The following is a 14,872-nucleotide window of genomic DNA, read 5'->3' on the forward strand; positions in this document are numbered from 1 at the left end:
CTCACACATCCAGCAGCGACGGCTGCTTGATGTGCCGAGCAAACACCTGGAGGAACTGCGGGTCGAGGCGGGCACCCCACACCGCCAGCGAGTGGCCTACCAACCAGAGCGCTAAGCCAGGCAGCCACAGCTGCAGGCCCAGGCCTACCACTGCCGCCAGAGTGCCGTTGAGGATCGCCACGTTGCGTGGTGCGCCACCGAGCAGGATCGGCTCGGCCAGCGAGCGGTGCAGCGGCACCTCGAAGCCGGGGATGAGTTCGCGTTCGCCGTTCATGCGACCACCGCCCCGCCGGCAAAGCTGAAGAAGCTGAGGAAGAACGACGACGCGGCGAAGGCGATGGACAGGCCGAAGACGATCTGGATCAGCTTGCGAAAGCCGCCGCTGGTGTCGCCGAAGGCCAGCGTCAGGCCGGTGGTAATGATGATGATCACTGCGATGATGCGCGCCACCGGACCCTGTACCGAGTCAAGGATCGATTGCAGCGGTCCTTCCCAGGGCATGCCGGAGCCGGCTGCGAGCACAGGCAGGGAGGCGCCCAGGCAGAGGGCACCGAGCATCAAGGCGCCGATGAAGCGGCGACGATTAGCAACGCGTGGATGGCAGGCAGTCATGGCTGTTTTCCTGAGGTAGCGAAGGAATGAATGCGGGGGCGATGGACGTGAGTTGATAGCCGCGCTCGTCATAGCCGGTGACGCGGGCGATCTGCTGGACATAGCGCGTGTGGCCACGCCCGGATAGAAACACCACCAGGTTGACCGCCTCGGTGATCAACGCCCTCGGCGCGGTCAGGGCGACTTCCAGAATCAGTTGCTCTAGGCGCAGCAGTGCGCCCAGTGCAGAGCCGGCATGAATAGTGGCGATACCGCCGGGATGACCGGTGCCCCACGCCTTGACCAGATCCAGCGCCTCGCCGCCGCGAACCTCGCCGACCACCACGCGATCGGGGCGCAAACGCAGCGTGCTGCGCACCAGATCAGCCATGGAGACCACGCCGTGCTTGGTGCGCAGGGCAACGTGATCGAGGGCCGGGCACTGCAACTCGACCGTGTCCTCCAGCACCAGCACACGGTCACCACTGCCGGCCACCTCGGCCAGCAATGCGTTAGCCAGAGTGGTCTTGCCGCTGCTGGTGCCGCCGGCCACGAGGATGTTCTGTCGCTCGTGTACGGCCGCGCGCAGGTGCTCTGCCTGAGTAGCGCTGAGAATGCCGTCGGCCACGTACTGCTGCAGCGGAATGACGCCGGCTGCGCGTTTGCGCAGGGCGAAGGTGGGGCTTGCCACCACTGGCGGCAGTACACCTTCAAAGCGCTCGCCAGTTCCTGGCAACTCGGCGCTCAGTAGCGGCTTGTTGCGATGTACCTCCTGACCGACATGCGCTGCGACCAGACGGATGATCCGTTCACCGTCGGCAGCTGCCAGCGTGCCCAGATGGGCGCGGCCGGCGGACAGGCGATCCATCCAGAGCACGCCGTCGGGGTTGAGCATCACCTCGACCACGTCCGGGTCGTCAAGGGCAGCAGCGATCTGCGGGCCCATCGCCGTTCGCAGCATGCGCGTGCGCCGCTCCAGGGACGTTGCCGCAACGCTCAGCACTGGGGAGGAGGCAACAGTCATGGACGCTCTCCCGAACCCAGGGCCTCTGCCTGAACCTCTTCCTGCATATCCCTGACCAGGCTGCGTCCGCGCTGCAGGTGGCGCCCCAGTTGTTCGACGAACTGGCTGAAGCGCAGCTTGCCCTGCGCGCGTGCTGCTTCTTGGTGAGCCTCGGGTACAGGCGTGCTGACCGTGAGGTAGTAGCGCACGTAGAGCGCCACGGTCTCGATCAGGATGTGCTGGTCGCGCTCCAAGCGCTCGAATTGGCGCGATAGCCGGTCCAGGCGCTTGGCCATGGCCACCTCGCGCTGCTCGCCGGACTCGGGTGACAGCCAGGAGGCTAACGCCGCAGCGATGATTGAGGACTTCGACACGCCCTTGGTGATCGCCAATTCGTTCAGGCGCTTGGCATGCTCGGGTTGAATAAATAGGTTGAGGCGGGCTCGGCTCATAGGGCTATTCCATCGTCAGGGTCGAGGGCGGCCAGCCGCGCCACGCGCTGCAGGCGCGGATCCGGCTGGGTGGGGAAGGGCGTGGAAATGTCGTCCTCGTCGAGCAACAGCAGGTCGCTGGTCAACTCGTCGTGATCCGGCAACTGGGCGAGCTCTGCTAGCTCCGGCTGACGGCGTGGGCCGCCTTCCTCGACGGTCTCGTCATCGCTCAGGTCGGCCGCTGAAGCGTCTACGGCCTCAGGCACGGCCAGGCCGCTCCAGTCGTCCGGGCGTGGCGCCGGTGCGTCGGCGTAGTGGCCCGGCTGCAAGCGTGGCGCCGGCTGTACCCGGCTCTGGAAGTTGGCATCGGTGAAGTAGCGCAGCTTCTTCGCGCGGATCGGTGCGAGGCCCGAAAGCATCACCACGGCCTCGTCGCTGGGCAGCTGCATCACCTCGCCCGGAGTCAGCAGCTGGCGTGCGGTTTCCTGGCGCGAGACCATCAGATGGCCCAGCCAGGGCGCCAGGCGGTGGCCGGCATAGTTGCGCTGCGCGCGCAGTTCTGTAGCAGTGCCCAGGGTCTCGGAGATCCGCTTGGCGGTGCGTTCGTCGTTGGTGGCGAAGGTCACCCGCACATGGCAGTTGTCGAGGATCGAGTGATTCTGGCCGTAGGCCTTGTCGATCTGGTTCAGCGATTGCGAAATGAGGAAGGCGCGCAGCCCATAGCCGGCCATAAAGGCCAGGGCCGTCTCGAAGAAATCCAGCCGCCCCAACGCCGGAAACTCATCGAGCATCAGCAGCAGCTTGTGCCGGCGCTCGATGCCGTCGGAGCCGTCGAGGGACTCGGTCAGGCGCCGGCCGACCTGGTTGAGGATCAGGCGGATCAGCGGCTTGGTCCGGCTGATATCCGAGGGCGGCACGACCAGGTACAACGATACCGGATGCTCGGCCGAGATCAGGTCGGCGATGCGCCAGTCGCAGCGTGAGGTGACTTCGGCCACCGTCGGGTCGCGATACAGGCCGAGGAAGGACATGGCCGTGGACAACACACCCGAGCGCTCGTTGTCGCTCTTGTTCAGCACTTCCCGCGCGGCTGAGGCCACCACTGGATGTGGTGCATCGCCCAGGTGCGGCGTGGTCATCATCCGGTGCAGGGTCAGCTCGAAGGTGCAGGCCGGATCGGAAAGGAAGTTGGCAACGCCGCGCAGGGTCTTGTCCTGGCCGGCGTAGAGCACGTGCAGGATGGCGCCGACCAGCAGTGCATGGCTGGTCTTCTCCCAGTGGTTGCGCCGCTCCAGCGCGCCTTCTGGGTCGACCAGGATGTCGGCGATGTTCTGCACGTCGCGCACCTCATGGGCGCCGCGACGCACTTCCAGTAGCGGGTTGTAGGCTGCCGAGGCCAGGTCGGTGGGGTTGAACAGCAGGCAGTGGGAGAAGCGCGAGCGCCAACCGGCGGTCAGGCTCCAGTTCTCGCCCTTGATGTCGTGGATGACCGCCGAGGCCGGCCAGGTGAGCAGAGTGGGTACCACCAGGCCGACGCCCTTGCCCGAGCGCGTCGGCGCGAAGGTCACCACATGTTCGGGGCCTTCGTGACGCAGATACTGATTGTCGAATTGGCCGAGGAACACACCCGCAGGCTGGGTCAGGCCAGCCTTGCGCACCTCATCCGCGTCGGCCCAGCGCGCCGAGCCGTAGGTGGTGACTCGGCGTGCCTGGCGCGCCCGCCAGATCGCCATGCCAATGGCCACCACCAACGCCAGCAGGCTGCTGCAAGCAGCGATGCTACCGCCGACATTGAAGACCTCCGGCGCATAGGCATCGAAGACGAACCACCACTCGAACAGGCGCCAGGGGTGATAGACCGGTGTACCCAGCAGCTCGAACCAGGGTGCCCCCAGGCGAGCCTGGTAGCCGAGCGCAGCAGCTGTGCACTGCGTAGCACCCCACACCCCGGACAAGGTAATTGCCAGCACCACCAGAACCTGGCCGTACAGCACTGTCGCCGCTTGCATCCCTGAACCCAACCTCCCAGGCAAAACGCACGGCACGCGGATGTGCCGCGGGCGAGAGGTTCGGCATTGGGAGGGGAGGGGTCAAAGACCGTTTTGTCGAGGACTAAGAAGGTAGGGGCAACACAGCAGGCTGGGGCGGTCGGTGGAAAAGCTCAGCGGGGTGTTTACACGAGGTAGATGTCTATCCGAAGCTGCGCCTGGCGACAGGCAGAAACCGGCCAAGAGCAGTCATCCGGCATCTATAAAAGTTGGTGTTTCGCTTTCAGAATGGTATCTACAACCTTTGACGTTTACGTTGTCGACTCATGCCACCAAGCAAGTTGTTAGCTTTCAGGAAACTCTGCCAGTCACCGCTGCTGAACTGACTACCCTGGTCTGAGTGAGACATCACATCCTGCTTGGGCTTGAGCAGCCAAACAGCCACCAGCAATGCATCAATAGCCAGATCGCTGGCCATCTGCGGCTTCACAGACCAGCCAATGACCTGAAGAGAAAACAGATCGAGCACAATCGCCAAAAATAACCAACCCTCATAGGTGTGGATGTAGGTTATGTCCTTGTCCCAGACTTTGTTGGGTTCGATGACATTGGATAGGTGCGTCAGATGATTCGGTGAAGCCACTTGAGACTTACAACCGTAGCGGCCAGCTCGTCGAAGATACCCTGTCTGCGAGCGCAGCCATTCCAGGCGCATCAATCGATGCAACACGATGCTTGCCGCACGCTTCTGGCAAACAGTGTTCTAGGTATTAAAGCGCTCCGTCAGGCCATGGAGATCTGACGCGGTTTTCTCTAACTCCTGCCCCCTATCACTAGCCTTGGAGGCATTCCCCAAGCTCTCATCAGCAGCCTCAGCAATGTGGTTAATCTGTCGTGAAATATCTTCAGCAACGTGAGCTTGCTCTTCTGCTGCCGCAGCCATTTGCTGGCTCATGGCACTTATGCGCTCCATGGCTGATTTTATTCCTTCAAGGGCTTGCTGTGTTTCACTGACACGCTTTACGCCTTGCTCAGCGTCCTCATTACCTTTGCGGGCGATCTCTACTGCGTTTACTGCGCTATTACGCAAGGTGCTAATGATCTTCTGAATCGACTCAGTGGACTCTCTTGTTTTTTGCGCCAATGAGCGTACTTCGTCAGCAACAACAGCAAAACCACGGCCTTGCTCGCCGGCCCGTGCTGCCTCAATCGCAGCGTTTAGTGCGAGTAGATTTGTTTGATCAGCGATTGATTGGATCAAACTCGCTGCGGTATTGATGTAGTCCGTTTCGGTTGCAAGACTTTCGACTGCGCAAGTGACCTGATCCACTGTTACGGATAAGGCTTCTATAACTTTTAGCGTTGTGTCCGCGACTTCACTTCCTTGTGCCACCAGACTAGAGGCGCTCTGTGCTTCCTCAGCTGTGAGCTGGATATTGGCTGCTACCTCGTTAATCGAGGCGGTCATTTCTGTCATGGCTGTTGCTGCCATATCGGCTTCAGCACGCTGTTCTGCCAACGCATGCCTGGTCTTGCTGGCAAGCGTTTGAGCATCCGCAGCACCCTGACTAGTCTGCTCGGCATAATCACCCAAGCGTGTGAGAACGGTTCGAATTCGTGCTGCTTCACTGATTAAAACCATACGCAGCTTGGCTGTAACGCCCTTATCTTTAGTGAATACCTTAGCGGCCAGTTCACTGTCGAAAGCATCCGGCACTTCACCCAGAGCAGCGTTGACACGATTCTGCAAACGCCTTACTGCCATAAGGCCCGCAGCTGGAGCACTAAAAAGCGGAACGATGGCCATCCAAAAGCTTGCTCCCATAGAGCTTATTAGAGCCGCACCGGCAAGGCCTATGGCAATAGGGGCAAAAAGTTGCCCAAGCAATGACCTAAAATGGTCTGCGGATGCTGAGCTGAGCTTGCCTTCGTTGATGCTGTCGTACAGCGCGCTTGCTCTGTTGACGCGCTCAGGGCTCGGTTTCGTTCGAACGGATTCGTACCCGATCAACTTACCGCTTTCAGTGATCGGCGTAACGTAGGCTTCAACCCAGTAGTGATCACCATTTTTACAGCGGTTCTTCACTATACCCATCCAGCACTTTCCGGCCTTGAGGCATTGCCACATGTGCTCATAGACAGAGGGTGGCATGTCGGGGTGCCTGACGATGTTGTGCGGGCTGCCAATCAGTTCTGCCCGAGTAAAGCCACTTATCGCCTCAAACTCATCATTGCAGTAGAGGATTTTTCCCGACGAGTCTGTTGCTGAAATCAGTCGTTGCGACTGATCAAAGCTTCGCTCGCGGCCTGTTAGGGGGAGGTTTTTACGCATTTTTCATAAGCCTTCTTGGTGGTGGCGTAATGATATCATTTTCCAGCGAAGCCACTGGCTAGTGCCGGAAGGCGCTGCTGTTCTTCTTTCGGTAATCGGCCGCGTATTGTAAAAAATTAGGCCGTATCCAAGCATTAGCGCAAGCAAAGACGTCGACCCAGAAGTCACAAGGCACACATTCTTAGTGCCAAACTGACCCTGCTACGTAGCGGAATGGCTTTCGCGTTCTTCACCTATTGCGGAACCTGGCTTGTAGAAAAGCTGAACCAGGTCGATACAGATTGCTACGTGCTGTTGCAGGGAGTAAGCGAAATGCTTCAAGAGATGGCCTGGAAAAGCTTTATGTGAGCTACTTTTACCTACTATTACCAGTCTGCGCGCGCGGTCAAATTAATACCGTTGCGCTTGCTAACCTTCGGCTGACATCGTTCTACACAGTGGAAGATTGAATGTTTATAGACCTTATCGAGAACATAACCCTACTGATCTCACTGTGCTGGCTACATGGGATGATCATGCGGTATCTGGACGGGTATGAGCGGCTGGGTAAAGTCTGCGCAGGCCTATTATTCGGCGCAGTTTGTATTGCCGGGATGAAAATCCCATTGGTGCTGACTGATGGGATAATTTTCGATGGTCGCACAGTAGTGCTAAGTATGGCCGCGTTCTTCGGCGGGCCACTGGTTGGCGCGATTGCAGGTTGCATGGCAGGTTTGTTTCGCCTTTGGCTAGGAGGTATAGGTGTTATCCCTGGGCTGCTCAATATATTGATGCCGATACTAATGGGGCTGGCATTTAGTTACATACATCGGCGGGGATGGGTGCCCTTTAATATCGGCTCACTGCTGGTATTTGGAGTTGTGCTTCAAGGCTTGCAGGTGTTGAATCTGGCGCTACTACCAGTCGACCATTTTGCCTTGTTCCTTAAGCATGCACTATTGCCTCTCGTTGCAGTGCTGATACCCGCAACGCTGCTCCTAGGTCTGTTGTTAAGGGATGTTCAGCTACAGAGACAAGCCCGCGAGGCTTTGCGGCAGAGCGAGGCATATTTGCGTGCGATTACTGAAGCAGTACCTGATTTATCACTGGTGCTCGATGAGGATGGGCGCTACCTGAAAATCAAGACACCAGACAATGACCTGCTTTTTACTGGGGCTTCGGAGTTACTTGGAAAGCGCCTGCAAGATGTACTGCCGGCAAGCCAGGCAGATTTATTCCATAAATTTATAAGCCGTACTCTGGCCAGTGACCGCCCACAAACCATCGAATATGGTATGCAAACCCAGGTTGGTCATCGCACCTTCGAAGCGCGTGCGCGTCGCTTAGATACGCTTATTCAGGGCCGTCGTGCAGTGGTGCTTATGGCTCGGGATATAACTGACCGGATTGCTTATGATCTGGATCGAAGGGTTGCTGCTATCGCCTTCGAGTCCCAGCAAGGCATGATAATAACCGATGCTCAAACCAGGATTATCAAAGTCAATAAAGCGTTCTCGCGCATCACCGGTTATACCGAAACTGAAGTTTTAGGACAGCCGACCCGCATGCTTGGCTCTGGCCATCAAGGCCCTGAGTTCTACCAAGAGCTTTGGAAAACGCTCTCTGAAAACGGCTTCTGGGAGGGTGAGATCTGGAATCGCCGCAAGAACAATGAAGTGTTCCCAGAGTGGCTAACAATTAGCGCCGTACGTGATGAGCAAGGTCAGGTCATTAACTACGTGGCTTCCCTCACCGACATCACTGAGCGCAAAAGTGCCGAGCAGAAAATTCAGCATCTGGCCTTCTATGATCCACTGACTAATTTGCCCAATAGGCGCTTGTTGCGTGACCGTCTCCAACAGGCGATGGCCTTATGCGGCCGGAAAGGCATGTATGGCGCACTAATTTTTCTTGATCTGGATGACTTCAAAAACGTCAACGACCTTTATGGTCACCAAGTTGGCGACGAGTTGCTATGTCAGGTGGCCAAGCGCCTTACTGAAACGCTTCGAGAACAGGACACCGTGGCACGTCTTGGCGGGGATGAGTTTGTAATCCTGTTGGAGGGTTTGGAGTCCTGTGCCGAGGAGGCAGGCACCCAGGTTGAGCACATAGGTATCAAGTTATTGCAGGCGTTGCGTGAGCCTTATTTAGTCAGCGGTCATCGGTTCAACAATAGCGCCAGCTTGGGTATTGTGATGTTCAATGATGCTCACCACTCGGTGGATGAGTTGATGCAGCATGCGGACTTATCCATGTACAGCTCAAAAGCCTTGGGCAAGAACGCACTCAGTTTCTACGACCCGCAGATGCAGGCTGTGGTGAGCAAGCGCCTGCAACTCGAAGAAGATATTCGTCGCGGCCTAGCCGAAGAAGAGTTTGTCATTTACTTGCAGCCACAGGCTGGGGTGAATGGCTATCTCGAAGGTGCAGAGGCCCTTGTGCGATGGCAGCATCCCCAGCGTGGTATTTTGGGGCCCGGCGTATTCATCGAGATCGCTGAACGCAGCGACCTTATTGAAGTGATGGATCTTGCAACCTTGCGCCAGGGCTGCGAGCTCCTTGCCTGCTGGTCAAACCAGCCGCAGCGAGCTGCTTTGAGCTTGTCAGTTAACATTAGCTCCAGACTGCTTTACAGGGATGACTTTATCGATCTGATTAAGCATTTGTTGGATGAAACCCAGGCCAACCCACTGCGCCTAAAGCTCGAAATAACTGAGTCACTGTTGCTCACTGACAAGGAGAAGGCAGTGATGCGCATGCAGTCACTACGGGAGATGGGCATTCGCTTTTCCATCGACGATTTCGGTACCGGTTATTCGTCCATGGCTTACCTTCAACAGTTGCCGCTCGATCAGTTGAAGATCGACCAGTCATTTGTGCGTGACTTACCTGAAAACACGAGCGGTCTGGCTATAGTTCGCGCCATCTTGGCTATGGCGCATAGTCTTAATCTCGAAGTCATTGCTGAGGGCGTAGAGACCTTGGCTCAGCGTGATGCCCTGAGTGATAGCGGATGTAAGCACTTTCAAGGTTATCTGTTTGGCAAGCCGGTTGCTGTGGCAGACTTCGAGGTCATCTCTCTCTGCTCTGGAAGTCAGCACTGAATAGCCCCTGTTTCTGTAGACACCTGATGACCGCTATTGGCCGGTTAGCGACTACTGCTTTGGCTAGCCATGCTTGTCCTCCCACATGTGGAGGACTTGCCATGAACATCATTGCTACCTGCAGCTGCCGGCCCTGGAACAAAGGAAAGTTGGTCGGGCAGAAAACCCCGCTCCGGCTGAGAGATATCTGGGCCATCCGAGTAAGGCTTCAACTTGCAGAACGAACCCGTGATCTGGCTCTGTTCGATCTGGCAATCGACAGCAAGCTCCGAGCCTGCGACTTAACCAAGCTTCGTGTATGCGACGTTGCTCATGGCGAGCATGTGTCATCACGAGCAATGGTTATGCAGCAGAAAACGAAGCGGCCAGTGCAGTTCGAAATTACTGAGCAAACACAGTCTGCTCTCGCGGCCTGGATACACCAAGCCCAGCTCCGTAACCAAGACTGCCTTTTCCCGAGCAGGCTGCACACCTCAGACCATCTATCCACTCGTCAATACGCTCGTATCGTCAAGGGCTGGGTGAAAGCCATTGGCCTCGATCCGGCCATGTATGGCACTCACACAATGAGACGTACGAAGGCATCACTGATCTATCGCCGGACGAAGAACCTGCGGGCGGTTCAATTGCTGCTCGGCCATACGAAGCTGGAGAGCACCGTTCGATATCTTGGGATTGAGGTCGACGACGCCTTGGAAATGGCGGAGCAGACCGAGGTTTGACCATGTATAGCGACGGTCGAAGTCAGGCCGTCGCTAACCGGCCAGGAGCGGACATTCAAAGTGAGTGAGAAACAAGGGGGTGACTTAGTGTCAATATAAAAATATTGTTGTTATAAGCAATCCAAGAAAGTATCAAGAATCCCTCACTGCAGGAGCAGCGACCCCATATATTCAGTCAATATATCCGCTGACCTAGTCTCTATGAAAGGACAAAAATGACATGGCAGTCTCCGCAGGAGACTCCACCATAGGCAAGTGACCAATGTTCTTCATTATCTTGATTTCCGCATGTGGAATTGCCTTTTTTAAAGCTAAAGAACCTGACCAATGCAAAACTCTATCTCTTTCGCCCCAAGATATAAGAACTGGCCCCTTGTAAGATGTGAGAGCTTTATCCAGAGGCAGTTCTGGATGCGGCATTCCATCCGTCATTCTATGTATCTGGTCGAATACTTTCTCATTCATATAAAAATCTAACTCAAACTCGGCAGCCAAATGATTTAGGATTGGTGAAGGGATATATGGTGGATTGACAAATACGAAATCCAGCAACTCTGAAAACTCTCTGCTGGTTCTCGGCAAAATAACTGGATGCCCGCCATTTTGGGTGAACTCAAACATCTCGCTCAACTCTGAGTCTTGAGCGCCAAACGGACTAATTAACCATAAGCGCTGCACATTTTCAGGGTATCTTGCAGCGAAATTACCTGCAATGTACCCGCCCATTGAGCTACCTGCTATATAAAAGTTATCTATATTTAATGCATTAACTATCGACTTAAGCCTTTTAACCTGTGTGCGAACGTCATAATCTAGATCAGGGTTCTTTGTACTATTGCCAAATCCTGGCAAATCGATCGCTACCACATCAAAGTCTTTAACAAGGTATCTGGAAATTCGATTCCAGTTATCTTTATTTGCTCCAAAGCCATGCAGCAAAATTAAAGGGTGACCACTCCCTCCGCGAAGATGCTCAACTTCCAATCCATCGATTTCTAGTCGTTTTAACTCAAGCCCGGCATAGGCACGCTCAATGCCAACAAAGTAGCTATATAGCTTTGAGTCTGGGGCAATCAGATAAACAAGAATTGCGGCTGCTACGATTGCCGAAGCTGAAGCTAATATATTTTTTACCATTTCACCTCCCGTCCCAGGATAAAAAAACAAACATCAGATATGAGCGCTGACCATCTGATAGATCTTGTTGCCCTCAGGATTAAAAAGGTGCACAGCATCGAATATTCATCAAGTGCAATTATTCCTGTATCTTTCCATCGCTTTTTTATCTGGCACGGGTTGAGTTAGCACGAAATAGGGTTTTGCCAGGTTGGGATTGAAGACATACGCATAATGTGGCGCTTTATTTGTAGAGTGTATTGAATACTTCCCGTACTGCTTGTCCAGGTCGACATTAAGCCTGCTCAACTCATCACGAGCTAGAGGAGGGAATACCTGTGCAATACCCACAACCTTCCAATTTCCAGCTGTATCAAGTTGCAATGTGAATTGTGTTTCCACACCTGCTGGCTTAAGCGTTTTTCCAATCATGCTTCTAGGTGAGCATGCTTTGCTCACTGCAGGCAACATCATAAGTATTCTATTATCAAAGCGGCCCTGTAAAAGTGGCATGGCCAACTCTGCCGGGTACCTTGGGTAGGCAGCATCTAACTTCCGCTTCTGGCGCGGGGATAATTGGCGCCCAAATGAGTCGACAGATTCGTATTTGAACGCTTTAACCGCATTTATTGAATCCCCCAGACAAACCCCCTCTACACATGGACGAGCCTGGGCATCGAACGGGAAAAGCAAAAGAGTCACTAACGAGGCGCAATATGAAACTGTATAAGCTCTCAACTTACCAGCCCTCCATAAGTCCTTTAAGTTCATTTATGGTTTGCTTTAGCTCATATGCAGTAGATTTGGCTTCGCGAGCATTCTGTGTAATATCTTGTACTGTATCCACAGTATCCCGAACGGTTATGCCAGCATCAGAATTTTTTGAGGAAACTGCACTTCCTCCATTTAGATTCGACTGCTGACGTTGCTCAGGCAGAGGCGTATGTTCACCAAGCTGGCCGCTATTGCTGGCACAGCCACCCAGGAAAAATTGAGCGCTAAAGATAAAGGCAAAAGCATGTTTTTTCATTTTAAAACTCCTTTTTTTGACAAAGTTATGCTCAAAGAAATAACTTCCATTCAGAAGATATTTCTTGTGTTCTATTCATGTTTGGCTGGGTGCTAAATCGGCCTGGTCTAGGTGTAGAGACTCAGTAATTAATTTCAGGAATTAATATTCCGAGCAATAATGAAAGCACGAAAATCATTGCCTTTACTTCCGTGGCGCTCTGCAGAAATGATCTGTAATCCAGTTTTTATCATGGCGTCCTGTAACTGCGCAGCAGTGAAACATAAAACAGGCGGAGCTTTTCCTACAGCTTTCATCAGAGGTAAGGCGATTTTTGGTATAAGGGGATTCATCTCATTCAGGCAGGGCGTCTTGGAGATTAGTAAGCCTCCTGGTTTCAGAGACTTGACTACCAATTTAAGCGTCTGAGATAAGCTCGACACTAAATGCAGCATATTAAATGCTAAGACAATGTCGTAAGAGTTATCTTCTGATAAAGATCCATCAGCATCTGCCAAATTGAAACTTAGTTGTGGCATCGGTTGGCTAGCGAGTTTCTCCCTAGCGATGGCAATCATCTGTTCGGATATATCTGTAGCCACCAATCGTCGCGTGGCAGGAGCCAATCGCAGTGCGGTTGATCCTGTGCCACAACCGATCTCCAGCACCTCATAGTCCGTTGACAGCGTTTCTTTTACGCGCTGCAACGTCCTTTCATAACCTACCAAGTCAGCAATAGGATCACTCGCATATTTGCGTGCAACTCGATTCCAGAAGCGCGCTTTGTTGGCCATGGCAGCAGAGGTTGTATCTTCAGAGCCTCGGTCGCCGGGAGAGATGACAGGTGAGCGCATGGGTGTGCATCCTTTGCATGGGTATATAGCGAAATACGACAGCACGGTTGATACTATCCCGGCTAATCACCCGGCGGTATTGAGATAAATTGCAGAGGACATATGCATTTACGCATGGATAAGGTCGACTGGAATCAGCTACGAGCTTTTCTGGAGACAGCAGAAGCCGGCTCGTTGTCGGCAGCAGCGCGCAAGCTCGGGCAGACGCAACCCACTCTCAGTCGCCAGGTCGCCGCGCTTGAACAAAGCCTAGGAGTGACGCTCTTCGAGCGGGTAGGCAAAGCCATGGTGCTGACGTCAACGGGCAGTGAGCTATTGGTGCATGCACGTCTGATGGGGGCTGCGGCTAGAGACCTGGGGCTCTCTGCTAAAGGTCGCTCGGAATCTCTAGAGGGCGTTGTTTCGGTATCGGCTTGTGACGGAATTGCATCCTACCTGCTCCCCAAAATTTTGCTTCGGCTCCGTAAGTTCGCGCCTGGAATATTTGTGGATGTTGTTCCAACGGATGGCCTCAGTGACTTGCTTCGTCGTGAGGCAGACATCGCTATCCGCCATGTTTCGCCCACGGAGCCTGAGCTAATTGGCCGATTGGTTCGCAATGCATTTGGATATTTTTATGCTTCAGAGAGTTGGGTGCGCGAAAATGGCCATCCACGTACGGCTGCTGATATCGCACACCATGATTTTATTGGCGCAGACCGATCCGGAAACTATCTGGCCTTTCTGCAAGCTCATGGCCTGCCAGTAACAGCCGCTAATTTCCGCTGTTTTGCAGATAACACCGCGACTCATTGGGAAATGGTACGCCACGGTTTTGGAATAGGTGCTCAGATTGAGGATATTGCTAATGACACCGCAGGTGTTGTCCGTGTGCTTGAGGACGTGCCACCAGTACCATTTCCGATCTGGCTGGTTACCCACAGGGAATTACGCACAGCTCGATGCATACGTATAGTTTTTGATCTGCTTTGTGATGCTCTTGCTCGCTAATAGTGAAACTATATACGCCAGCATTAGTTCTCATCGGATCTTGGTTGGCCTGACAGCCGCCACGAAGAGATTATCTGCTAGTCTTAGAAAAGTGTGTACTCTATAAAGCTGTCGCAAAAATTAAAAATTCACAAAGCCTTCATACTTCCTGAAACAACGCGCCAATCATCACCAAACCGATACCAGATACGTATGTAACGGATCCTTTGATTTATAGTAATCCCGTCTATGATGGATGTCACATTTATGAGAGTTGATAGGACCGCAGCGTATTCAAAATACTGACTCCACCGATTAATCACATTCATCTTGGTTATAGAAAAATTTGGCGACTTGTGCAGATTTAAATCATCCACTTTACTGACTAGCGTTCCATCAAGGGCTGTAAACGACAGGGAGTCGTCGAGAAGTAGAGATAGCTCATCGATATCTCCTTTGAGTTGAGCTATTCTCAAGCGCTCTTCGACTTTGCTAATATCGAATTCATTGCTCATCTATATGCTCGACATGTGATGCTAAACAACCCTGTGACAATTAGTATGAATATACAAACCAACCCAATTCTAAGCTTGGCATGCTGGAATTAAGCAAAAAAATCATAGAAATCTCCTTTGCGGAGAGTTTGTCAGCGTCTGTCAATCTGAGTTGCAGTTGTGGCACAAAGGAACTGCTTAGCTTTGCGCATTGCGCTAATTATCTACTCGGATAAATCAGTATAAGACAGTCGTCATATTCCCGTGATCAAACACC

The 14,872-nt window shown here is 53.7% G+C and carries 14 protein-coding genes and 1 pseudogene; 3 read left to right on the forward strand and 12 right to left on the reverse strand.

Going from position 1 to position 14,872, the window contains the following annotated elements; all coding sequences use genetic code 11:
• Window position 1: 1 nt before the first annotated feature.
• The 7 genes and pseudogenes from JLK41_RS12480 to JLK41_RS12510 form a co-directional block, all read right to left on the reverse strand.
• A complete protein-coding gene (locus JLK41_RS12480) occupies window positions 2-274 on the reverse strand; it encodes a VirB3 family type IV secretion system protein (protein ID WP_003116617.1) in 273 nt (90 codons plus the stop codon).
• Window positions 271-612, reverse strand: a complete 342-nt coding sequence (locus JLK41_RS12485) for a TrbC/VirB2 family type IV secretion system protein (protein WP_210391139.1) — start codon at window positions 610-612, stop codon at window positions 271-273. The genes JLK41_RS12480 and JLK41_RS12485 overlap by 4 nt, the downstream gene beginning before the upstream one ends.
• The gene (gene trbB / locus JLK41_RS12490; protein WP_210391224.1) at window positions 584-1,552 is read right to left on the reverse strand and encodes a P-type conjugative transfer ATPase TrbB; all 969 of its coding nucleotides are present in this window, start codon (window positions 1,550-1,552) and stop codon (window positions 584-586) included. The genes JLK41_RS12485 and trbB overlap by 29 nt, the downstream gene beginning before the upstream one ends.
• Window positions 1,553-1,611: 59 nt before the next feature.
• Complete coding sequence (locus tag JLK41_RS12495) at window positions 1,612-2,046, reverse strand: CopG family transcriptional regulator (protein ID WP_034078679.1); 435 nt, start codon at window positions 2,044-2,046, stop codon at window positions 1,612-1,614.
• On the reverse strand, window positions 2,043-4,034 hold the full coding sequence (locus tag JLK41_RS12500; RefSeq protein WP_210391140.1) for a conjugal transfer protein TraG: 1,992 nt from the start codon (window positions 4,032-4,034) through the stop codon (window positions 2,043-2,045). Before JLK41_RS12500 ends, JLK41_RS12495 begins: the two co-directional genes overlap by 4 nt.
• 295 nt (window positions 4,035-4,329) lie before the next feature.
• A pseudogene (locus JLK41_RS12505) lies at window positions 4,330-4,768 on the reverse strand (DDE-type integrase/transposase/recombinase); the annotation flags it as partial.
• Window positions 4,769-4,776: 8 nt separating this feature from the next.
• Window positions 4,777-6,345 carry a methyl-accepting chemotaxis protein gene (locus tag JLK41_RS12510; RefSeq protein WP_210391141.1) on the reverse strand — a complete coding sequence of 523 codons (1,569 nt, stop codon included), beginning with the start codon at window positions 6,343-6,345 and terminating at the stop codon, window positions 4,777-4,779.
• 449 nt (window positions 6,346-6,794) lie between these two features.
• On the opposite strand from JLK41_RS12510, the gene JLK41_RS12515 reads away from it, so the two are divergent.
• Both JLK41_RS12515 and JLK41_RS12520 read left to right on the forward strand, forming a co-directional pair.
• Window positions 6,795-9,431, forward strand: coding sequence for an EAL domain-containing protein (locus tag JLK41_RS12515; protein WP_210391142.1), 2,637 nt, complete (start codon window positions 6,795-6,797; stop codon window positions 9,429-9,431).
• Between the two features lie 101 nt (window positions 9,432-9,532).
• The gene (locus JLK41_RS12520) at window positions 9,533-10,153 is read left to right on the forward strand and encodes a tyrosine-type recombinase/integrase (RefSeq protein WP_210391143.1); all 621 of its coding nucleotides are present in this window, start codon (window positions 9,533-9,535) and stop codon (window positions 10,151-10,153) included.
• 192 nt (window positions 10,154-10,345) lie between these two features.
• Here JLK41_RS12520 and JLK41_RS12525 read toward each other — a convergent pair whose 3' ends face one another.
• The 4 genes from JLK41_RS12525 to JLK41_RS12540 form a co-directional block, all read right to left on the reverse strand.
• Window positions 10,346-11,290: an alpha/beta fold hydrolase gene (locus tag JLK41_RS12525; protein WP_210391144.1), complete on the reverse strand. Its 945-nt coding sequence runs from the start codon at window positions 11,288-11,290 to the stop codon at window positions 10,346-10,348.
• 108 nt (window positions 11,291-11,398) lie between these two features.
• Window positions 11,399-12,040, reverse strand: coding sequence for a hypothetical protein (locus JLK41_RS12530; protein ID WP_210391145.1), 642 nt, complete (start codon window positions 12,038-12,040; stop codon window positions 11,399-11,401).
• Complete coding sequence (locus JLK41_RS12535) at window positions 12,009-12,299, reverse strand: hypothetical protein (RefSeq protein ID WP_210391146.1); 291 nt, start codon at window positions 12,297-12,299, stop codon at window positions 12,009-12,011. Before JLK41_RS12535 ends, JLK41_RS12530 begins: the two co-directional genes overlap by 32 nt.
• Before the next feature lie 134 nt (window positions 12,300-12,433).
• Window positions 12,434-13,132, reverse strand: a complete 699-nt coding sequence (locus tag JLK41_RS12540; protein WP_210391147.1) for a class I SAM-dependent methyltransferase — start codon at window positions 13,130-13,132, stop codon at window positions 12,434-12,436.
• A gap of 114 nt (window positions 13,133-13,246) precedes the next feature.
• Between JLK41_RS12540 and JLK41_RS12545 the strand changes: the two genes are divergently transcribed.
• Window positions 13,247-14,122 (forward strand): LysR family transcriptional regulator, encoded by an 876-nt coding sequence (locus JLK41_RS12545; RefSeq protein WP_210391148.1) that lies wholly within the window; start codon window positions 13,247-13,249, stop codon window positions 14,120-14,122.
• Window positions 14,123-14,250: 128 nt separating this feature from the next.
• On the opposite strand, the gene JLK41_RS12550 is transcribed toward JLK41_RS12545, so the two are convergent.
• The gene (locus JLK41_RS12550; protein WP_210391149.1) at window positions 14,251-14,616 is read right to left on the reverse strand and encodes a nuclear transport factor 2 family protein; all 366 of its coding nucleotides are present in this window, start codon (window positions 14,614-14,616) and stop codon (window positions 14,251-14,253) included.
• Window positions 14,617-14,872: the final 256 nt, after the last annotated feature.

Origin of the sequence: Ectopseudomonas khazarica (assembly GCF_017915135.1) — a bacterium.
Lineage (GTDB): Bacteria > Pseudomonadota > Gammaproteobacteria > Pseudomonadales > Pseudomonadaceae > Aquipseudomonas > Aquipseudomonas khazarica.